At 36.6% G+C, this 19,526-nt stretch carries 19 protein-coding genes, 1 rRNA gene and 1 other RNA gene; 10 read left to right on the plus strand and 11 right to left on the minus strand.

Annotated elements, in window-relative coordinates; all coding sequences use genetic code 11:
* Positions 1–43: 43 nt before the first annotated feature.
* Both N0B16_RS11760 and N0B16_RS11765 read right to left on the minus strand, forming a co-directional pair.
* The gene (locus N0B16_RS11760) at positions 44–1,273 is read right to left on the minus strand and encodes an ABC transporter permease (protein WP_262991139.1); all 1,230 of its coding nucleotides are present in this window, start codon (positions 1,271–1,273) and stop codon (positions 44–46) included.
* A 33-nt stretch (positions 1,274–1,306) separates the two neighbouring features.
* Positions 1,307–1,996, minus strand: a complete 690-nt coding sequence (locus tag N0B16_RS11765; protein ID WP_262991140.1) for an ABC transporter ATP-binding protein — start codon at positions 1,994–1,996, stop codon at positions 1,307–1,309.
* 417 nt (positions 1,997–2,413) lie between these two features.
* Here N0B16_RS11765 and N0B16_RS11770 point away from each other — a divergent pair, with 417 nt between their 5' ends.
* From N0B16_RS11770 to N0B16_RS11795, 6 genes are all read left to right on the plus strand, one after another.
* Positions 2,414–3,388 carry a ribonucleotide-diphosphate reductase subunit beta gene (locus tag N0B16_RS11770; protein ID WP_262991141.1) on the plus strand — a complete coding sequence of 325 codons (975 nt, stop codon included), beginning with the start codon at positions 2,414–2,416 and terminating at the stop codon, positions 3,386–3,388.
* A 24-nt stretch (positions 3,389–3,412) separates the two neighbouring features.
* Positions 3,413–4,138, plus strand: coding sequence for a toll/interleukin-1 receptor domain-containing protein (locus tag N0B16_RS11775; RefSeq protein WP_262991142.1), 726 nt, complete (start codon positions 3,413–3,415; stop codon positions 4,136–4,138).
* A 215-nt stretch (positions 4,139–4,353) separates the two neighbouring features.
* A complete protein-coding gene (locus N0B16_RS11780) occupies positions 4,354–6,012 on the plus strand; it encodes a ribonucleoside-diphosphate reductase subunit alpha (protein ID WP_262991143.1) in 1,659 nt (552 codons plus the stop codon).
* A 112-nt stretch (positions 6,013–6,124) separates the two neighbouring features.
* Entirely contained in the window at positions 6,125–6,580 is a 456-nt protein-coding gene (locus N0B16_RS11785) for a hypothetical protein (RefSeq protein ID WP_262991144.1), read from the plus strand.
* Complete coding sequence (locus N0B16_RS11790) at positions 6,577–6,777, plus strand: helix-turn-helix transcriptional regulator (protein ID WP_262991145.1); 201 nt, start codon at positions 6,577–6,579, stop codon at positions 6,775–6,777. Before N0B16_RS11785 ends, N0B16_RS11790 begins: the two co-directional genes overlap by 4 nt.
* Before the next feature lie 172 nt (positions 6,778–6,949).
* Positions 6,950–7,840, plus strand: a complete 891-nt coding sequence (locus tag N0B16_RS11795) for a DUF72 domain-containing protein (RefSeq protein WP_262991146.1) — start codon at positions 6,950–6,952, stop codon at positions 7,838–7,840.
* Here N0B16_RS11795 and N0B16_RS11800 read toward each other — a convergent pair.
* From N0B16_RS11800 to N0B16_RS11825, 6 genes are all read right to left on the minus strand, one after another.
* Positions 7,832–8,431, minus strand: coding sequence for a hypothetical protein (locus tag N0B16_RS11800; protein WP_262991147.1), 600 nt, complete (start codon positions 8,429–8,431; stop codon positions 7,832–7,834). The two genes, N0B16_RS11795 and N0B16_RS11800, sit on opposite strands and share 9 nt — an antisense overlap.
* A 39-nt stretch (positions 8,432–8,470) precedes the next feature.
* Positions 8,471–9,112, minus strand: a complete 642-nt coding sequence (locus N0B16_RS11805) for an HD domain-containing protein (RefSeq protein ID WP_262991148.1) — start codon at positions 9,110–9,112, stop codon at positions 8,471–8,473.
* Positions 9,105–9,950: an alpha/beta hydrolase family protein gene (locus N0B16_RS11810; protein ID WP_262991149.1), complete on the minus strand. Its 846-nt coding sequence runs from the start codon at positions 9,948–9,950 to the stop codon at positions 9,105–9,107. Before N0B16_RS11810 ends, N0B16_RS11805 begins: the two co-directional genes overlap by 8 nt.
* Positions 9,951–10,045: 95 nt before the next feature.
* Positions 10,046–10,933, minus strand: a complete 888-nt coding sequence (locus N0B16_RS11815) for a ribokinase (RefSeq protein WP_262991150.1) — start codon at positions 10,931–10,933, stop codon at positions 10,046–10,048.
* 40 nt (positions 10,934–10,973) lie between these two features.
* Positions 10,974–11,618 carry a DUF4241 domain-containing protein gene (locus N0B16_RS11820; protein WP_262991151.1) on the minus strand — a complete coding sequence of 215 codons (645 nt, stop codon included), beginning with the start codon at positions 11,616–11,618 and terminating at the stop codon, positions 10,974–10,976.
* 59 nt (positions 11,619–11,677) lie between these two features.
* Positions 11,678–14,293 carry a valine--tRNA ligase gene (locus N0B16_RS11825; protein ID WP_262991152.1) on the minus strand — a complete coding sequence of 872 codons (2,616 nt, stop codon included), beginning with the start codon at positions 14,291–14,293 and terminating at the stop codon, positions 11,678–11,680.
* Between the two features lie 129 nt (positions 14,294–14,422).
* Between N0B16_RS11825 and N0B16_RS11830 the strand changes: the two genes are divergently transcribed.
* Together N0B16_RS11830 and N0B16_RS11835 are read left to right on the plus strand one after the other, a co-directional pair.
* Entirely contained in the window at positions 14,423–14,884 is a 462-nt protein-coding gene (locus N0B16_RS11830) for a DUF1573 domain-containing protein (RefSeq protein ID WP_262991153.1), read from the plus strand.
* A 74-nt stretch (positions 14,885–14,958) separates the two neighbouring features.
* Entirely contained in the window at positions 14,959–15,828 is an 870-nt protein-coding gene (locus N0B16_RS11835; RefSeq protein ID WP_262991154.1) for a PPK2 family polyphosphate kinase, read from the plus strand.
* Between the two features lie 27 nt (positions 15,829–15,855).
* Here the strand turns inward: N0B16_RS11835 and rnpB are convergent.
* Positions 15,856–16,182, minus strand: an RNA gene (gene rnpB / locus N0B16_RS11840) — RNase P RNA component class A.
* A gap of 143 nt (positions 16,183–16,325) precedes the next feature.
* On the opposite strand from rnpB, the gene N0B16_RS11845 reads away from it, so the two are divergent.
* Together N0B16_RS11845 and N0B16_RS11850 are read left to right on the plus strand one after the other, a co-directional pair.
* Positions 16,326–16,817 (plus strand): RNA polymerase sigma factor, encoded by a 492-nt coding sequence (locus N0B16_RS11845; protein WP_262991155.1) that lies wholly within the window; start codon positions 16,326–16,328, stop codon positions 16,815–16,817.
* Complete coding sequence (locus N0B16_RS11850; protein WP_262991156.1) at positions 16,810–17,484, plus strand: DUF8845 family protein; 675 nt, start codon at positions 16,810–16,812, stop codon at positions 17,482–17,484. The genes N0B16_RS11845 and N0B16_RS11850 overlap by 8 nt, the downstream gene beginning before the upstream one ends.
* Positions 17,485–17,534: 50 nt before the next feature.
* Here the strand turns inward: N0B16_RS11850 and rpoN are convergent, their stop codons facing one another.
* Together rpoN and rrf are read right to left on the minus strand one after the other, a co-directional pair.
* Positions 17,535–18,998: an RNA polymerase factor sigma-54 gene (gene rpoN, locus N0B16_RS11855; RefSeq protein WP_262991157.1), complete on the minus strand. Its 1,464-nt coding sequence runs from the start codon at positions 18,996–18,998 to the stop codon at positions 17,535–17,537.
* 411 nt (positions 18,999–19,409) lie between these two features.
* Positions 19,410–19,517: ribosomal RNA gene (gene rrf, locus N0B16_RS11860) — 5S ribosomal RNA — on the minus strand.
* Between the last annotated feature and the right edge of the window lie 9 nt (positions 19,518–19,526).

Raw genomic sequence — 19,526 nt, forward strand, 5'->3', positions numbered from 1 at the left:
TTCTAACGTATGACTTTAATTAAAAATTATTGATCATCCCGGTCTATTCTGTACGCAGAGCTTCGATCGGCCTGATCTTGGAAGCGCGGTATGCAGGGATAAATCCGGCAATCAATCCTGAAAGGACCAGGCTTACAAATGCCGCAAAAATCAATCCCCATCCCACACTCGGATCTTTGATAAAATATTTTTCCAGGCTGTCTCCGATCAGTTCCAGGGTTAAAACCCCAATTCCTACGCCCACAAATCCGGAAATTACCGTAATTACGATACTTTCCTGCATAATCAGTGCTACAATGCTTCTCGGTTTTGCACCAATGGCTTTTCTGACCCCGATTTCTTTGGTTCTTTCTTTTACTATATAAACCATGATGTTGCTGATTCCAATGATTCCCGCGAGTAACGTACCCATCCCAATAAATCCTACAATCATGGTAATTACGAACAGGAAAGTGAAAGAATCTTGCAGACCTTCCGCTCTATTATTAACCCCAACTGCGCTTTGATCATCCGGAGAAACTTTTTTTCTTGCCCTCAATTCTTTTTCCAGATCTTTTCCATATTTGATCGCCTCATCGGGTTGCATCTTTTCATCGTATGCAATAAATACCGTGCTAAGTGTATCCGATCCTTTTTTTACCTGCTGCAGGGTAGAGATCGGCACGCTGATCATTCTTTCATCCCAGTCTCCCCCATCATCACTGAAAACACCGATCACTTTAAAGATGCTTCCGTTGATTTCCAGATCTTTCCCTACAGGATCTCCGTTTTTAATCAAATCACGCTGTACCATTCTTCCGATGACAGCGACGTATTGATTATTGGCAATATCTCTTTCGGAAATAAACCTTCCGTTCATCAGTTTTCTGTTTTCAATAAAAGATTCCTGATCATTGGCTCCTGAAATCTGGTAACTCCCGCTTTCCTTCCCATATTTAACGAGAAAATTGGTAGAGTATCGTGGCGATGAATACTGTACTTTTTCAGGCTGAGCTTTGATGAGAGCATCGTAATCTGAATTATTGAGCGTAATATTCCGGTCTGCCTGCAAACCGCCGTACGCAATATTGGCACGTCCGGTAAAAATCGTGATCAGGTTTTGGGCATCTCTTGTAAATCCTTCCTGGAAAGCATTCTGCAAACCATTCCCGATCCCGAAAAGCACAATGAAAATATAAAGTCCCAACGCGACTGTAAAACCGGAAAGTACCGTCCGCAATATATTACTGCGAATCGAACTGAATATTTCCTGCCAACGATCTAGGTCAAACATTTTTTTAATTGATTTTAAATTTTATGAGTTTATTTACAAAACAATCTGCTTTATAAATTCATCGCTTTCTATAATTCCGTCTCTCAGAATGACATTTCTTTTGGTTTGTGCGGCAACGTCGGGTTCATGGGTTACCACGATAATGGTTTTTCCTTCATTGTTAATATCCTGCAGCAGTTTCATAATGTCGTGAGTAGTTTTTGAATCCAGCGCTCCCGTAGGTTCATCGGCTAAAATAACTTTAGGATCCGTAATTAATGCTCTTGCGATGGCTACTCTCTGCTTCTGCCCTCCGGAAAGCTCATTCGGGAGATGATTGGCCCATTGTGTCAAACCAACTTTTTCCAGATATTCCATCGCTCTTTGATTGCGCTCTTTTCTGGGAACATTTTGATAATATAAAGGAAGCGCCACATTGTCCAGAGCAGTTTTGTAGCCAATGAGATTAAAGGACTGGAAAACAAACCCTAAAAATTTCGAACGATATTCTGCAGCTTTTATTTCATTAAGATGTTCGATAGGAATTCCGTCTAAATCATATACGCCACTGTCTTTTTCATCCAAAATCCCGATAATGTTCAGTAATGTAGATTTTCCGGAACCTGAACTTCCCATGATAGAGACAAACTCACCTTCCGTAATGTTGAGATTGATGCCTTTAAGAACATGCAGTTTACTCTTTCCTGTATCGTATGACTTGTTTAAATCCTGAATAACTAACATTAATGATGGATGTTTTTGTTCTCAATAAGTAGCTTATCTTTTACATTTGTTACAACAATCATAAATTCTTTAATGAAATTACTGTTTAATACATATGTATTTAAAAATCAATAATTTAATCAACATCGTTTAACATAATATGGATTAAAACATTTAATTGCGATTGGTAATCATCATGAAATCAATATGACAGGCGTTCTTATGTAAATGTGGAAAACTTTTAGGGCTAAAACTCAGCCAATTACTCATTACCTCTTTTAAAATCAGTCTTTGTTTTCTAACTTTGTAATTCACAGAGATGAAAAAAAATGGCTTTTGAGTTTAACAGGTTAAAGACGTAACATTCATACAATTAAATAGTTATGAATTTTTATATCCTATAATCATTTTTTAATTATAAGAATTACAATTTTTAATATGGGAATTTTTGATAAAAGAGTAAGCTACAAACCATTTGAGTATCCTGAAGTTCTTCAGTTTACAGAAGCCATCAACAAATCATTCTGGGTACACTCTGAGGTTGATTTTACCGCAGATGTTCAGGATTTTCAGTCACAGCTGGAGCCGCATGAGAAAAACGCAGTAAAAAATGCACTGTTAGCCATTGCCCAGATTGAAGTCTCTGTAAAATCTTTTTGGGGAAATCTTTACAATCATTTACCAAAACCTGAACTCAATGGCTTAGGAGCTACTTTTGCAGAATGTGAATTCCGCCATTCGGAGGCGTATTCCCGATTGCTGGAAGTTTTGGGATACAATGAAGAATTCCTTCACGTGGTGGAAGTTCCTGCCCTGAAAAAGAGAATTCAGTTTTTATCAAACGTATTGAAACATGCCAATTCTGCAACACCGAAAGAATATGTTTCCTCTTTGCTTTTATTCAGTATTCTGATTGAGAATGTATCTTTATTCTCTCAATTTGCCATTATATTATCATTTACCAGATTCAAAGGTTTCCTGAAAAATGTTTCCAATATCATTGCCTGGACGTCTATTGATGAGCAGATTCACGCCAATGGCGGAATTTATCTGATCAATAAAATCCGCGAAGAGCAGCCGGATCTTTTGACAGATTCTGATATTGAAGATATTTATACTTTGGTAGATCAGTCGATCGAACTGGAAGGAGAAATTCTGGACTGGATTTTCGAAATGGGCGAACTGGATAAATTTTCTAAAGAAGACCTTATCAACTTTATGAAATACCGTGTTGACGAAAGTCTGACGAAAATCAACATGGAAAAACGATACAACACCACTGCTGAACAATACAGCCCGATGAAATGGTTTGAAGAGGAAGTTTTTGCCAATTCTATGGACGATTTCTTTGCCAAAAGACCGGTGGATTATACGAAGCATGATAAGAGTATTACGGCGAATGATTTGTTTTAAATTCTAACAAAAAGCTTAGTTAAAATGTCAAGATGTACAGCACCTCGTTATGGACACCGCACGGCAAGTGCAGCAGCAAACTGCCCTGCGTGTAGTAGTCGTAGTAGTCGTAGCTATTATTCTTCTTACTCTTCACCATATTCTGATTCCTCCTATTCTTTTAATAGATTAAGTAATAGTAGTTCAAATAGTGGTGGTGGAAAATCAAGAAGTAAAAAAGCTAGTTGGTCTTCAATCAGTTCAACTATACTATATACATCAGAAGAGATAAAAACTCTTACACCTGTTCGTGAGAATGTTGAAAAACGTTCTAGTTTACCAGACCTTCGTGATATTTTTCTTTGTCATGCTTGGGATGATCGTAAAGAATCGGCTAAAGAATTGCACGATTTATTGGAATCGAAAGGTGTTTCTGTTTGGTTTAGTGAAAAGGATGTTGTGTTAGGCTCACCTTTAATGCGTGAAATTGATAGAGGCTTAGCCAAGTCTAAAGTTGGAATTGTTTTAGTCACACCTTCATTTCTTAATCGAATTAACAATGCAGGCATTGCTGACAAAGAATTATCTGCTTTACTGGCTCGCGATTTATTAATTCCAATTGTACATAATACAACTTATGACAATCTACGTGACGTTAGTCCTTTACTAGGCTCAAGAAGCGGCTTAAATACAGCTGAGGAAACATTGGCGGAGATTGCCGCTAAATTAGCAGAACTGGTTGCTCCAGAAGATACATTAATTGAAGCATAAATACTTTAGATTGCTTCGTTCCTCGCAATGACAAGATTCAGAAGTAAAGAAAACAAGAAGTCGTCTTAGCCCTGATTGCAGCGGCATCCTTTTTTGTTTGAAAAACAAAAAAGATACAGCGGAAAGCAGGTACACCCGTGAAGAGAAAACAATATTTCTGCTCATGAAAAAAAATTAACAAACAATGCATACGTTGCATTTTACAATATATACACATGGAAGAACAAACCAACAATATCTGGTGGCTCAACGAAGAATCTGAGCAAATGTTGAACAGAGGATACCTCCTCAAAGGGGAAACCGTAGACGGCGCTATTGACAGAATCACGATGGCAGCGGCAAAACGACTATATAAACCAGAACTGCAGCCCGCTTTCAAAGAAATGATCACCAAAGGATGGATCAGTTTCTCATCGCCGGTTTGGGCCAATATGGGAACGCAGAGAGGGCTTCCTATCTCGTGTTTCAATGTTCATATTCCGGACAGCATTGAAGGGATAACCCACAAAATGGGCGAAGTCATCATGCAGACAAAAATCGGAGGCGGTACTTCAGGTTATTTCGGGGAACTTCGTAACCGGGGAACTGCCGTGACCGACAACGGAAAATCTTCAGGAGCCGTATCGTTCATGAAATTATTTGACACTTCGATGGATGTCGTTTCTCAGGGCGGCGTAAGAAGAGGTGCTTTTGCAGCCTATCTGGATATTGATCATGGCGATATTGAAGAATTTTTGTCCATCAAAGATATTGGAAGCCCGATTCAGAATCTTTTTACGGGAGTTTGCGTTCCGGATTACTGGATGCAGGATATGATCGATGGAGATGCAGACAAAAGAAAAATCTGGGCACGGGTTCTGGAAAGCCGTCAGCAAAAAGGCCTGCCTTATATTTTCTTTACCGACAATGTGAACAGAAACAAACCTCAGGTTTATAAGGATCTTGGATTAACGGTAAATGCAAGTAATCTTTGCTCCGAAATTATGCTTCCTTCTACAAGGGAAGAATCATTTATCTGCTGTTTATCATCTATGAACTTAGAATTATATGACGAGTGGAAAGATACCAACGCGGTACAGTTGGCGATTTATTTCCTGGATGCCGTTTTATCAGAATTTATTGAAAAAACGGAGGGAAATTATTACCTTCAGGGCGCAAGAGATTTTGCGATGCGACACAGAGCACTTGGTTTGGGCGTTTTAGGATACCATTCTTATCTGCAGAAAAATATGATTCCTTTCGAAAGTTTTGAAGCGACACAGTTTAATGCAAGAGCTTTCAGACATATCAGAACTCAGGCCGATATCGCATCTAAAGAACTGGCCAACATCTATGGTGAACCGGAACTTCTGAAAGGTTACGGGATGAGAAATACCACCGTAATGGCGATTGCTCCTACCACTTCAAGTTCGGCCATTTTGGGGCAGACTTCCCCTGGAATTGAGCCTTTTGCATCCAATTATTATAAGGCAGGTTTGGCGAAAGGGAATTTTATGCGTAAGAATAAATATCTTGCAAAATTACTGGAAGAAAAAGGCCTTGATAATGAAGAAACATGGAGAACGATTATGTTGAATCATGGTTCTGTACAGCACCTGAGCGAACTGACCGACGAAGAAAAAGCAGTATTCAAAACCTTTAAAGAGATTTCTCCGATGGAGATCATTTCGCAGGCTGCACAGAGACAGCAATACATTGATCAGGCGCAGTCTCTGAACTTACAGATTCCGTCTACAATGCCGGTAAAAGACGTCAATTATCTTTACATTGAAGCCTGGAAAAAAGGAGTGAAAACATTATACTATCAAAGAAGCTCATCGGTTTCTAAAGAAATGATGGTGAACTTTGTGACCTGTTCGGCTTGTGAAGCTTAAACCATAAATCATTAAACCGTAGAAGTCTACGGTTTAATTTTGAAACAATATGTAAAATAAACTTTACATATTGTAAAATATTTTTTACATTTGTTGTATTAAAATTACAACTATGAAAACATTACAACTTTTTCCGAACCGCTTCAAAAAAACAGGTTGGTTTATTTTTATCACTTCATTACTTTTGGGAATCGTATCTCTTACGGGTGCATTTAATTTCCCTTCGGTCACTTTGCCGGTTTTCTATAATTCAGGATTTCCTCTGAGTAATGAAACGTCCGGATTATTCAAGAATACAGAAATAGAACTGTTTCCTAATCTTTTTGGAGTTTTAATCATCATTGGCGGAATCTTAGTGGGATTTTCAAAAGAGAAAATTGAAGATGAATATATTTCAAGCATCCGATTAAAATCGGTATTCTGGAGCCTCATCGTAACCTATTCTATCGTTCTGATTCTTTTTCTAACTGTTTTCGGAATCCTTTTCTTTACATTAATGATTCTCATTATGTATTTACCATTGGTACTTTATATTTTCAGATTTAATTATTTACTGCTTAAAAAATGAAGAACACCCTAAAAGTTAAGAGAGCCCAGAAGAATATTACCCAGGAAGATTTGGCTCGGCAAATTGGCGTTTCCAGACAGACCATCAATGCGATGGAAGCCGGAAAGTATATTCCTTCAACGGTTTTGGCTTTAAAAATTGCAAGATATTTCGGGAAAAGAGTTGAAGATATTTTTGAATTGGAGGATAGCGATTAAGTGCTCTGTTGAATTGCTAAGGAATTAATCATTATCTGGAAATATTGTCAGATTATTTGGTAAAATCTTTCTAAAAATAATTATGATTATTCATTTTCAAAATTAAATAAAACGGCATTTATTATTATATTTGTTAGAACCAATCCTTTCAAAATTATTAAAACGACATCGTATGCAATTCGGAAAAGTAGAAGACCCTTCAAAAATAGATTTCACCTTACCCAAAGACCATCCAAAAACCAAAGAAATTTTAAAGCAAAATAAAAAAGGGCTTGAAAATATCTCCATCGGATGTGCAAAATGGAATAAAACAGATCTGAAAGGTTTTTATCCGAAAGGCACAAAAGATGAGCTGACCTATTACGCGACTCAATTCAACTCCATAGAATTGAATGCTACTTTCTACGGAATGCCGACTGCTGAACAGGTGCTTACCTGGAAAGAAAAAACCCCTGCCGATTTTAAGTTTTTTCCAAAAATCACCAATACGGTTTCCCACTTCAGAAGACTCTTGAATATTGATGATGTGGTCACCCAGTTTGCTACAGCAGTTCTTAATTTTGATCAGAAACTGGGAATGGTTTTCCTGCAGCTTCATGATAATTTTAAGCCGAAAGATTATGAAAGACTGGAGCAGTTTGTCAATAAATGGCCAAAAGAAGTTCCGTTGGCTATCGAGCTCAGAAATACAGAATGGTTTACCGATGAAGAGATTTTTAATACCACCTGCAAGCTTTTTGAAGAGCATGACATTACCAATATTATTGTAGATACCGCCGGAAGAAGAGACATGCTTCACATGAGACTCACAACGCCCAACGCTTTTATACGATATGTAGGAGCCAATGCAGAAAGTGATTACGAACGACTGGATGACTGGCTGAAACGTCTGACTCAATGGAAAAAAGAAGGCCTGCAGAATGTATACTTCTTTGTGCATCAGAATATTGAAAAAGCTTCCCCATTATTGTCATCGTATTTTATCGAACAGCTGAACAAAGAATGGAAAACTGATATTACCGTTCCTAAAATGGGACAACCTACACCTTTAAGCTTATTTTGAAAATTCTTTTCTGACTAATAAGCTGAGATTTAAAAACATCAGGAGAAAGCAAAGCGTGACCCAGATTCCCAGCTGGATATTTTCAAAATTATAGGTTTCAACATATTTTTTGGCAATTTCAGACAGTTTTTCGCTTTGATTGATGTAATTCTGGACCTCAATCATCTGATCCATATTTTTGTTGGGCACCGAATGCTGCGAAAAATAGACGAGATTTTTCTTCCCGAGGTATCCCACTATCCAATATTCATCAGAATTCTTCATTTTCAGATGGTCTGTTCTAAAATATTCAGGACGTACTTTACCGATATGCTGCGTTTCCAAATCAGAATTTTTATCAAGATTATTCAGATTAATCACATAAAAATCCAAAGTCTGCGGAAGCTTATTAATGACCTGGATTGAGACTGAATCATTAACAATACCGATAGAACTTTTTTTGATAAACCAATACGTAAAAAGGGAGATCGAAACCACCAAGGTAACAATACGGAACAACTTTGCCCATTCAGCGCCTTTGCCCGACATTACCTTAGATAAAACAAGTGAAAAAACCAGGGCTAGAAAAATGATAAAAATGATGAATCCCATGTGACAAAGATACAGAATAATGATGTTTTTAAAAAAGCATTACTCTACATTCCATTCTTTAAAAAACCGGTCGAGGAAAGTCAGCATAAAATCATGTCTTTCTTCGGCTATTTTTTTACCTTCATTGGTTTTCATCAAGTCTTTCAGCAACAGTAATTTTTCATAAAAATGATTGATCGTAGTACCGTTTGATTTTTTATATTCCTCCTTCGGCATATTCAGTTTCGGTTCAATATCCGGATGATACATAAGATTATTTTTAAAGCCTCCGAAATTGAATGTTCTTCCGATGCCTATTGCCCCGATTGCATCAATACGATCTGCATCCTGTACGATTTTCAGCTCAACAGGCAAATCTTCCGGAACGTCACCTCTGTTTTTAAATGATATATTTTTGATCACAAATAAAACCTGCTGAATCACATCTTCATCTACTTCTTCATGTTCTAAAAACGCACGGGAAATTTTTAAAGCCAGCGTTTCATCGCCATCATGAAATTTCGGATCGGCAATATCATGAAGCAAAGCAGACAATTCTACTACTTCCCGATTACAGATTTCAGTTGCTGCAATTTTTTTTGACAGTTTCCAGACTCTTTCGATATGAAACCAATCGTGTCCCGCTTCTGCACCTTCGAGCTTTTGCTTTACAAATTCTACTGTTTTATCAATACTATTCATGAGTCAGTTCTTTTAAAATAATGTTCCAGAGTTTTTTATTATAGCTTCTGAAGAAATTAATATGTCCTATTTTCCCCTTTTCAGATTCTGAAGTTCTGATGAATCGGTAGGAAGGTGTAACGTTAGGATAAGTGTCATTTAATAAAGACATTACTCCTTTTTCTGTTAACCACGCATCATCTTCCGCCCGAATTACCAATACCTTCTGGCTCAATTCTTTAGAACAATCAGCCGTTTGCTCCAACAATCTGTTGGTAGATTTACGGTTCAAAATTAAGGTTCTCCAGTCATAAGCGCAATTTTTCGGAAGACTTTCTCCCAAACCAAACCACTGTGCAGGAAAATATCCCAAAAGCTCGGTAACAAATGGCTGAACAATGCCGAATCCAAAAAAAGCTTCCACTTTTGTACGCCACTTTAAGTTCCCGATAAAAGCGTTCTGGGTTCCTACAAAAACAAAAGCATCAAAAATGATTGAACCTCTGCTCATTCCAAGCAATAAAGCTCCTACTGAATGTCCCAGACAGTATTTCTTATCATTCGGAAAGTTTTGAGTGATATAATTAGTTAAACAATGATAATCTTCTGTTCCCCAGATTTTCATCGAAGCTTTACTTTTTTTAATATTTTCAGGTTCTGAAAGCCCAATTCCTCTGTAATCATAGGTAATTACCGTGAAGCCTTTTTCGGTAAAAAACTGCGCAAATGAATAATAAATATATTGCTTTACGCCGGTTGCGGAATTAATGAGTATAATTTTGTGATTGCTTTTTTCTGGCCGGAAAACATGTGTAGTGAGAGCAACATGATCATCTGTGGTGAGAATTACTTTTTCCATGGAATTAAAATGAAATATCCACTTCAAAAGTGGATATTTTTATTCACAGTCTGCTTATTGATTTCTGATTTTCAATATGCAGCAAATAATTATAGTTATACAAAATCTGAAAGTCTGGGCAAACGTGTTTGCGCGCCGGTTCCCAAAGAAACTTTCGAGGAGACTTCATTTCCGAATTTTACGCAGTCTTCGATCGTATTTCCATGACACAATGCAATAGCAAAACCTGAGGTAAATGCATCTCCCATTCCCATTCTGAAGACCATATTATCATTTTCGTATCGGAAATATTTCATTTCAGTCCCGTCAAAATAGATGGTAGAATTGGTATCATCTCTAATAAAGACTTTGTTAAAGTATTTGGTAAGGATAATTTCTTTCTGATTTTCACCAAAAACCACCTCCAGTTCTGTACTTTTAACGACAATAAAATCTGCACCGTCAATGATTTCCTCACTCAGCCTTCTTCCGGGAGAAGCATAAATGCCCACCATTTTACCGTATTTCTTTGCTTTTTTTACCGTATATTCTATGACATCTATCGGAATCTCCAACTGTAAAAGGACAAGGTCTGCAGAAAAAATACATTTATCTGCTTCTTCGATACTTTTCGGGCTAAGATGATTATTCGCCGCAGGAACAACAACTATGGAAGCATTACCCGTAGAGCTGGTTACATAAGCAGTACCGGTACAGTCTTTTTCAGTTTCAGATACATAGGTGACGTTTACCTCTTCACTCACCAGATTTCTCATAATCTGCTGTCCTAAAGGGTCCATCCCCACACATCCTACAAAATATACATTTGCGCCCAATCTTGCAGCTCCTACTGCCTGATTGGCGCCTTTTCCTCCGAAATAACTCTCGGAATGCGTTGCCAAAACAGTTCCGTTCGAGCATGGAAGCCTTTGGGTATATAAAACCAAATCTAATGAGCAGCTACCCACAACTACGATTCTAGGTTGTGTAGAAGAAAAATTCATCGCTTTATTTTTAATTAAAAATTGTCTGTAAAGGTACTTTTTACTCTACAATAATTTCAATAAACTCAGTAATTATTTTTACAGGATCTCTGCCGTTTTTACCAAACGCGATGTAGCTTGCGTAAAAGCCTTCTCCATAACCGGTTTCAAAAGCAAATATATTTCCGGGAAAATCTTCTGACGGTTTTAAAAACGCAAACTGATCAATGGCTCCGTTTTCGTCAAAAAAATGCTCATGAAAAAATTCTTCATAAATCCCCATAAAATCTACTCCTTTGCTGTGGTAGAGTCTTTTTTCAAGATCGGTAAGGTGTTGCTGAGTTTCTGCATCCATAAAACAGCCCATTCCGCTTTCAACAGGGTATCCGAAAATTTCTCCTTCCGAGAGATCTTTGATGTTCTGATCGCGGGTTATTGCCATTTTCCATTCAGAAATTTCTGAATCGCTGAAAACGATCTCTGCGTAAGCAACACAATTGCTTTCTCTTTCTTTATGTAACAATACCGGAAAACTTCCTGTAGGAAAAGAGGTCGAAAACGCATCCATATCATTGGTAATCAAAGGATCGCACGCTACCAGTTTTCCGGTTGAAAGATATATTTTTCCTGCGTCGAAACTTTCTAACAAAGGGCTTTCTACGAAATTCTTTGAGAATAGTTTCTGTATGTTCTGTATGTGTGTCATTCTGTATTTTTAGGTTAAAACTGAGCTTAAGGATATCACCCGGCTTTAATCTTAATCTTTTATAAGCTTTTAAGTTTCTCTTCTAAAATTGCAATCTTATCCTGCGCGTCTTTTTGTTTCTTTCGCTCAACTTCTACCACCTCCGGTTTTGCATTGGCAACAAATTTATCATTAGAAAGCTTTTTGTCCACAGAAATTAAAAATCCTTTCAGATACTTTACCTCTTCTTCCGTTTTCTTTTTTTCTTCCTCCAAATCTAAATTTTCACTTAAAGGAATTGATACTTCAGTAGATCCAACCAGGAATGTAAAGCTTGGCTTATCGGTCTTTTCACCAAAATGAATTTCAGAAATATTCGCTAATTTTCTGACAACGGCTTCGTTTTCGAATGTCATTGCATTGGTATAAACTTCGGCAGTTTCCCTTGGTGATATTCCTTTTGTCTGGCGGTAGTTTCTGATTCCTGAGATCAGTTCTTTAGCAGTTTCAAAAGATTCAATTTTTTTAGTATCAAAATGTTCTGCTTTTTTCTGCTGAGCAATCACTAAAGCATTTTCCGGCGTTCTTTGTGAAATTAACTGCCATAATTCTTCTGATAAAAACGGCATGAATGGATGAAGCAGCTTCATCAGTTCTTCAAAGAAAATAATCGTCTGATCGTAGACCGCTTTAGAAATCCCTTCGCCGTAATTAGGTTTGATGGCTTCCAGATACCAACCACAGAAATCATCCCAAATCAATTTATAGATTAAATGCAGCGCATCGGAAATCCTGAATTTGTCAAATTGCTGATCGATTTCTGTAATCGTTTTATTTAATTGATGCCCAAACCATTCGATCGCTTCGTGATCTGAATCAATAAGCGGCTTATCTTCTTTGTTCCAGTTTTGGATCAGACGGAACGCGTTCCATATCTTCGTCATGAAATTTCTTCCCTGAACCATTAAATCTTCATCAAACAGCAGGTCATTTCCGGCAGCGGAACTCAACAAGCTTCCAACACGTACTCCATCTGCACCGTATTGAGAAATCAGATCTAAAGGATCCGGTGAATTGCCTAGTTGCTTAGACATTTTTCTTCTCTGCTTATCTCTTACAATTCCCGTAAAATAGACGTTTTTAAAAGGAACTTCACCTTTAAATTCCAATCCTGCCATAATCATTCTGGCAACCCAAAAGAAAATAATATCCGGACCGGTAACCAGATCTGAAGTAGGGTAATAATAATTGATGTCTTTATTTTCAGGATCAAGCAAGCCGTCGAAAACCGACATTGGCCATAACCATGATGAAAACCAGGTATCAAGAGCGTCTTCGTCTTGTTTTAGGTTGCTGGTTGCTAGTTGTTGGTTATTCGTTTTTTGTTTTGCGAGTTCTAATGCTTCTTCGATGCTTTCTGCAACAACAAAATCATTTTCACCGCCACCGTAGTAATATGCAGGAATTTGCTGCCCCCACCAAAGCTGACGTGAAATATTCCAGTCGCGGATGTTTTCCATCCAGTGTTTATACGTATTTTTAAATTTTTCAGGATAAAATTTTACGGTGTCATCCATTACAACATCCAGTGCGGGTTTTGCAATATCAGACATTTTCAGAAACCATTGTACAGAAACTTTAGGCTCGATAACCGCTCCTGTTCTTTCCGATGTTCCCACTTTGTTTACGTAATCTTCCGCTTTTAATAAAAGATTTTTTTCTTCAAGCTCTTTTGCGATCTGCTTTCTTACGTCAAATCTGTTTTTTCCGGCATAGTGTAATCCGTGGTCATTCAGGTTTCCATCATTGTCTAAAGAATCTATCATTTGAAGATGGTGTTTTTGTCCGATTTCGTAGTCATTGATATCATGAGCCGGCGTAATTTTCAACGCTCCCGTCCCGAATTCAATATCTACATATTCGTCTTCAATAATAGGAATAACTCTATTGACGATAGGTACGATCACGTTTTTACCTTTCAAATGCGCATATCGCTCATCATTTGGATTGATACAAACTGCAGTATCGCCGAAAATGGTTTCCGGACGTGTGGTTGCTACCGAAAGGAACTCCTCTGTTCCTTCGATCTTATATTTTAAATAATATAACTTACCATTTTGTTCTTTAAAGATTACTTCTTCGTCAGAAATATTGGTTTTGGCTTCCGGATCCCAATTGACCATTCTGTAGCCTCTGTAAATCAATCCTTTATTGTATAAATCAACAAAACTTTTGATCACCTGCTGAGACATTTTATCTTCAAGGGTGAAGCGAGTCCTGTCCCAGTCGCAGGAGCAGCCTAACTGTTTGAGTTGTTCCAGAATTGTCCCACCATATTTATCAGTCCATTCCCATGCATGTTTTAAAAATTCTTCGCGTGTGATCTCAGATTTATTGATGCCTTCAGATTTTAGCTTGGCAACTACTTTTGCTTCGGTAGCAATGGAAGCATGGTCAGTTCCCGGAACCCAGCAAGCGTTAAAACCCTGCATTCTCGCACGGCGTACTAATACATCCTGGATGGTATTATTCAACATGTGACCCATATGAAGAATTCCGGTGACATTAGGCGGTGGAATGACAACAGTGTAGGGTGGCTTTTCGTTGGGCTCTGAATGGAAAAATTTATTTTCAAGCCAGTAATTATACCATTTTTGTTCTGTTTCCTGAGGATTGTATTTTTCTGAAATCTGCATAAATTCTAATTTCTTATCTTATCAAAGTGCAAAAATAGCTTAAAGTAAAAAAATTATAAGTAATAATTAAAATAATTTTTAACTTTGTTTCTTTAAGTTTATCTAACAAACATATTAACATTCAAGAATATGAAAACATTATTTGCAGGAATTGCATTATTCGGAACATTTGCTTTGGCATCTGCACAAACTATTACCTTCGACAAGACTACTTTCGATTATGGCGATATCAAGCCTAGTTCTGACGGTACAAGATTTTTTACGGTAACCAACACCGGAGATAAGCCTTTGATCTTATCAAATGTAAAACCATCTTGTGGGTGTACAACTCCAGAATTTAGCCAAGATCCTATTATGCCAGGAAAATCTGCTAAAATCAAAGTAGGTTACAATACAGCGCTTAACGGACCTTTCAATAAAATGATTGAGGTATTTTCTAATGACCCTGCAAACAGCAGAAGCGTAATTTATATTAAAGGTAATGTAGATGCTAATGCTCCAGAAGCAGTTGTAGCTCCTGCTGCACCGGCAAATACAAAATCTGCGAAAAAAGCAGCAAAAAAAATGGCTAAAGTAGCAGCAAAAAAATAATCTCTACTTAAAAAAGCAAAACCGTCTCCTTCGAGGCGGTTTTTTTGTTATATTTAAGTAAAATAAAACTGTACATGAGCAATAACTTTTCGGAAGAATTTAAAATTCAGGGAAAATTTTCCATAAAAAATACTTCGACAGAATATAAAGGCAAACTTACCAAGGAAGAAGGCGAACAACTGCTGAATAAGGAAAAAGAAAAACTTCGCGCTCTTCAGGAGCAATTGTATGCAGATGGAAGCAAATCTTTATTGGTTGTTATTCAGGCAATGGATGCGGCAGGAAAAGACAGTTTGATTGAGCATGTTTTTGGTGGTGTGAATCCTCAAGGCTGTAATGTAACTAGCTTCAAAACCCCAAGCTCCAAAGAATATGAACATGACTTTTTATGGAGACATTATATTGCATTACCTCAGAAAGGGATGATTGGTATTTTCAATAGATCGCATTATGAAAGCGTTTTGGTCTGTAAAGTACATCCTGAATATAATTTAAGCGAAAAAACATGGAATTCTGTGAAAGATTTTGATAAAGAATTTTGGCAAAACCGTTATGAAAGCATCGTAAATTTTGAAAAACATCTATCGAAAAACGGAACGAAAATGATTAAAATCTTCCTGAATGTTTCAAAAAGTGAACAGAAAAAAAGACTTCTGGACCGAATCAACGAACAGGAGAAAAACTGGAAATTTTCATCTGCCGATCTTCCTGAAAGGGCGTTATTTGATGAATATATGAACTGCTACGAAAAAGCAATTAACGAGACTTCAAAAGATGATGCGCCTTGGTATGTGCTTCCCGCAGATAACAAATGGTTTGCAAGAGTGGCTGCAGTACAGATTATCATTAATGCTTTAGAAGAAATGAAATTGAAGTATCCAAAACTTTCAGAGGAAGACAGACTGAGTCTGGATGCGTCTAGGAAACAGCTGGAAAGCGAGTAAGTATTTGTTTCAACAATAATTTTAAAAACCACGAGAAAACCTGTAAGCCGGATTTTGTATCCCGAAAAATCGGGTGCCTGTTATTTATCTGCGTTGTACATTGCTGCACAGCTTGAGCTGATTACCCCTCGGTTTTCAGGACGAGCCGCCCCTATTTTCATTACTGAAAAGAACCGATATACTTATCATTGCACCGCAAAGAGTTTACCTGGTTTCACTACAGCCGAACTGTACCTGCTTTCTGTTGCACTTGTCCTGATCTCGCGACCGACGGATGTTATCCGCTTTGCTGCTCTATGGTGTCCGGACTTTCCTACCCTTGCCGAAACAAGAATCAACAGACCGATTTTCTCGTGGCTGCAAAGATAATTAAATCTAACAATGTATCGTTGTAACAATTTACCAATTCAATAAAATATAAATTTTCTCATTGTTACACTGTTAAATTGTTAAATTATTAGTTTATATTATTATCTTCGTGGCAATTATACATTATTTTGATTTCTAAAGAGAAAGAGTTTGCCCAGCTGATAAAAGATAATCAAGGTTTGATTATCAAGGTTTCCCGGCTTTATACCAATTCTCTCGAAGATGAAGAAGATCTTTTTCAGGAGATCGTTTTACAGCTCTGGAGAAGCTATGATTCTTTTAAAGGAAATTCTAAAATCTCAACCTGGATGTATCGTGTAGCCCTTAATACCGCGATTACCCTTTTCAGAAAAAAAAGCAAAAGCCTTCCCACAAATGAATTGGATATCAATCATAAAGATTTTGTGGAAGATGACGATGACAAACAACAGCAAATCTCTTTATTATATACCGTAATCAAAACATTACCCAATGTAGAGAGAGCCATTGTAATGATGTACCTGGATGATTTACCTTATAAGGATATCGCAGAAAACCTCGGAATCACCGAAGTAAATGCCCGTGTGAAAATGAACAGATTAAAAAAAACCCTTAAAGAACAGATGCAAAAATATGCCTGAATTTGATTTAGACAATTTTAAAAAGACATGGCAAGAGCAACCTGTTCAGCCTAAATATAACGATACCGAAATCCTGAAAATGCTCAACCGGAAGTCGCGCAACTACATGAAGTATATTTTCTGGATCAGTGTTGCAGAATTTCTGTTCTTTTCTATTTTTGGATTATTTTACATTGTACAAAGTAAGCAATCTAATAGTTTTATGAGCATTCTTGCGAGGCTGGGTGTACAAAAAAATGCGCAGCTTGAAAGTGATCTTGAAATAATCTATTTAATAATCAAGCTGGTGAGTCTTGCTGTAACAGGATATTTCGTTATTAAATTTTATCAGAATTACCGTAAAATAAAAATTGAAGAAGATCTTAAAGAATTTATTTTAAGAATTATTAAATTTAAGAAAACGGTCAATGCTTTTATTTTAATAAATATTATTCTGGTTGTTTCGTTTACAATGATTTTGACCTTTTTTGTATTTTATGTTTTGAAATCACAAAATATCACATTAAGCAATTCTTCCATCACTGGTTTTGCCATAGGACTTATAATCAGTACCTCGTTATGTATTATCCTGCTTTGGACCTATTACAGGCTCGTTTACGGAATCCTTATTAAAAGGCTTGATAAAAATCTAAAACAGCTTAAGAATATAGAAGCACAGGAAATTTAATTTTTACCCTTACAATAAAAAAAGCATTTCAATTTGAAATGCTTTTTGTTTTATAATTCTTTTCTAAGTCTTGCAACGGGAATATTCAACTGTTCCCTGTATTTTGCAATCGTTCTTCGGGCAATATTGTATCCCTGCTCTTTCAGCATTACGACTAACGCATCATCTGTAAGCGGTTTTCTTTTATTTTCTCTACTGATAACCTCCTGAAGATGCATTTTAATTTCTTTTGTAGAAACTTCTTCACCATCATCGTTGGTTAAGCTGTCGGAGAAGAGATCTTTAAGATAAATAATCCCATTCGGTGTATCTGCATATTTGCTTTTTACAACCCTTGAGATGGTAGAAATATCAAACCCGGTAATATCTGCGATGTCTTTTAAGATCATTGGTCTCAAAGATTTTTCATCACCGGTAATAAAATAATTTTTCTGGAATTTTACAATAGCCGTAATAGTCTGTAATAGGGTATTCTGACGCTGATTAATCGCGTCAATATACCATTTAGCCGCATCCAGTTTTTGCTTTATAAATAAAGCGGCCTGTTTATGCTCTGCAGAATTTTTATCGTGAGAATACGTAGATAAAATATCTTTATATTCTTCCGAAACTCTTAAAGTGGGAGCGTTTTTACTGTTTAATAGAGGAATTACATGGCCGTCTTTTACCTGAATGACAAAATCGGGAATTATTTCCTGGTTTATGGTAATGGTTTGCGTATCAAAATTTCCACCTACTTTCGGGGAGAGTTTGGAAATTTCTTCCAAAGCATCCTTTAGATCTTCCTCTTCAATATCGTATTTTTGAATGATCTTATTATAATGCTTATTGGTTAAAGCATCAAACTGATATCTCAAAATATTCGCTGCTAAAGATACTGCTTTATCAGAGGTTACTTTTTTCTCAATCTGCAAAAGCAAACACTCTTGTAGACCTCTTGCACCGACTCCTGAAGGATCTAATTTCTGAATATAATTTTCCAGAATATCAGTCACTTTTTCTGTTGTCGTATAAATACCCTGAGAAAAAGCGAGATCATCGACAATAGATTTAATTTCTCTCCGTAAATATCCGTCTGTATCTAAATTTCCAATAATGTATTCGGCAATTTTAAGGTCTTCTTCATTGATATTAATCAGATTAATTTGCTCCATAAGGTAATCATAAAGAGATTGTCCCTCAGTAAGCAAGCTTTCGTTATCAAATTCTTCATCATCTGCAGAATAATTGCTTGAAGCCGTTTTATAATTTGGCTCATCGTCGTAAATATAATCGTTTACATCAAAATCGGTTTCTATACTATCAGTTCCTTCATTTTCATACGTTTCATCGGTTGAGGTATATTCATCTTCTTTAGATTCTTCTTTGGCAATTTCCAAAGCAGGATTCTCTTCTAATTCTTTTTCCAGTTCTTCTTCAAACTCTAACGTATGAAGCTGAATTAACTTCATCAGTTGTATTTGTTGAGGGGCAAGTTTTTGTCCTAATTTAAGTTGTAAATGTTGTTTGAGCATAGCTACTTTAGGTTAACATAACATATTCTACGAATTTAATAAATTTAATTTGATAAAAATAATTTTTAGCACGATTTTTGCATTAAAGAATATAAGTAATCCTATATCATCGATGTAGGATTTTTTTTATATGATAATCTTATCGCTAAACATTATCATAAATAATAAATTTTTGTGAATATAAATAAAAGATTTATTATTACTGAAAATTGATTCTATATAATTCTTATATGATATCGAATTATATGTGAGTTATTTTAGATAAGTATATCTTTATTTATAAGGGAATAGCATGTAATAAATTATACAGTTGAGTTTTGCGTACGATTACAATATATTCTACTTTCTGTTACGAGGTAAGATATATAAACGAAAAAGCTCATCAATTGATATTGATGAGCTTTTAAAAAAGACTGGCGGCGACCTACTCTCCCGCTTTCGCAGTACCATCGGCGCTGGTGGGCTTAACTTCTGTGTTCGGAATGGGAACAGGTGAGCCCCACCGCTAAAACCACCCTAAAGAAGGTA

The sequence above is a fragment of the Chryseobacterium gilvum genome (genome assembly GCF_025628965.1).
Classification (GTDB): domain Bacteria; phylum Bacteroidota; class Bacteroidia; order Flavobacteriales; family Weeksellaceae; genus Chryseobacterium; species Chryseobacterium gilvum.

Bases quoted from the DNA above. Each gene is read 5' to 3' on its own strand.
- N0B16_RS11760 (WP_262991139.1), bottom strand. From the start codon at position 1,273: ATGTTTGACCTAGATCGTTGGCAGGAAATATTCAGTTCGATTCGCAGT.
- N0B16_RS11765 (WP_262991140.1), bottom strand. From the start codon at position 1,996: ATGTTAGTTATTCAGGATTTAAACAAGTCATACGATACAGGAAAGAGT.
- N0B16_RS11770 (WP_262991141.1), top strand. From the start codon at position 2,414: ATGGGAATTTTTGATAAAAGAGTAAGCTACAAACCATTTGAGTATCCT.
- N0B16_RS11775 (WP_262991142.1), top strand. From the start codon at position 3,413: ATGTCAAGATGTACAGCACCTCGTTATGGACACCGCACGGCAAGTGCA.
- N0B16_RS11780 (WP_262991143.1), top strand. From the start codon at position 4,354: ATGGAAGAACAAACCAACAATATCTGGTGGCTCAACGAAGAATCTGAG.
- N0B16_RS11785 (WP_262991144.1), top strand. From the start codon at position 6,125: ATGAAAACATTACAACTTTTTCCGAACCGCTTCAAAAAAACAGGTTGG.
- N0B16_RS11790 (WP_262991145.1), top strand. From the start codon at position 6,577: ATGAAGAACACCCTAAAAGTTAAGAGAGCCCAGAAGAATATTACCCAG.
- N0B16_RS11795 (WP_262991146.1), top strand. From the start codon at position 6,950: ATGCAATTCGGAAAAGTAGAAGACCCTTCAAAAATAGATTTCACCTTA.
- N0B16_RS11800 (WP_262991147.1), bottom strand. From the start codon at position 8,431: ATGGGATTCATCATTTTTATCATTTTTCTAGCCCTGGTTTTTTCACTT.
- N0B16_RS11805 (WP_262991148.1), bottom strand. From the start codon at position 9,112: ATGAATAGTATTGATAAAACAGTAGAATTTGTAAAGCAAAAGCTCGAA.
- N0B16_RS11810 (WP_262991149.1), bottom strand. From the start codon at position 9,950: ATGGAAAAAGTAATTCTCACCACAGATGATCATGTTGCTCTCACTACA.
- N0B16_RS11815 (WP_262991150.1), bottom strand. From the start codon at position 10,933: ATGAATTTTTCTTCTACACAACCTAGAATCGTAGTTGTGGGTAGCTGC.
- N0B16_RS11820 (WP_262991151.1), bottom strand. From the start codon at position 11,618: ATGACACACATACAGAACATACAGAAACTATTCTCAAAGAATTTCGTA.
- N0B16_RS11825 (WP_262991152.1), bottom strand. From the start codon at position 14,293: ATGCAGATTTCAGAAAAATACAATCCTCAGGAAACAGAACAAAAATGG.
- N0B16_RS11830 (WP_262991153.1), top strand. From the start codon at position 14,423: ATGAAAACATTATTTGCAGGAATTGCATTATTCGGAACATTTGCTTTG.
- N0B16_RS11835 (WP_262991154.1), top strand. From the start codon at position 14,959: ATGAGCAATAACTTTTCGGAAGAATTTAAAATTCAGGGAAAATTTTCC.
- N0B16_RS11850 (WP_262991156.1), top strand. From the start codon at position 16,810: ATGCCTGAATTTGATTTAGACAATTTTAAAAAGACATGGCAAGAGCAA.
- rpoN (WP_262991157.1), bottom strand. From the start codon at position 18,998: ATGCTCAAACAACATTTACAACTTAAATTAGGACAAAAACTTGCCCCT.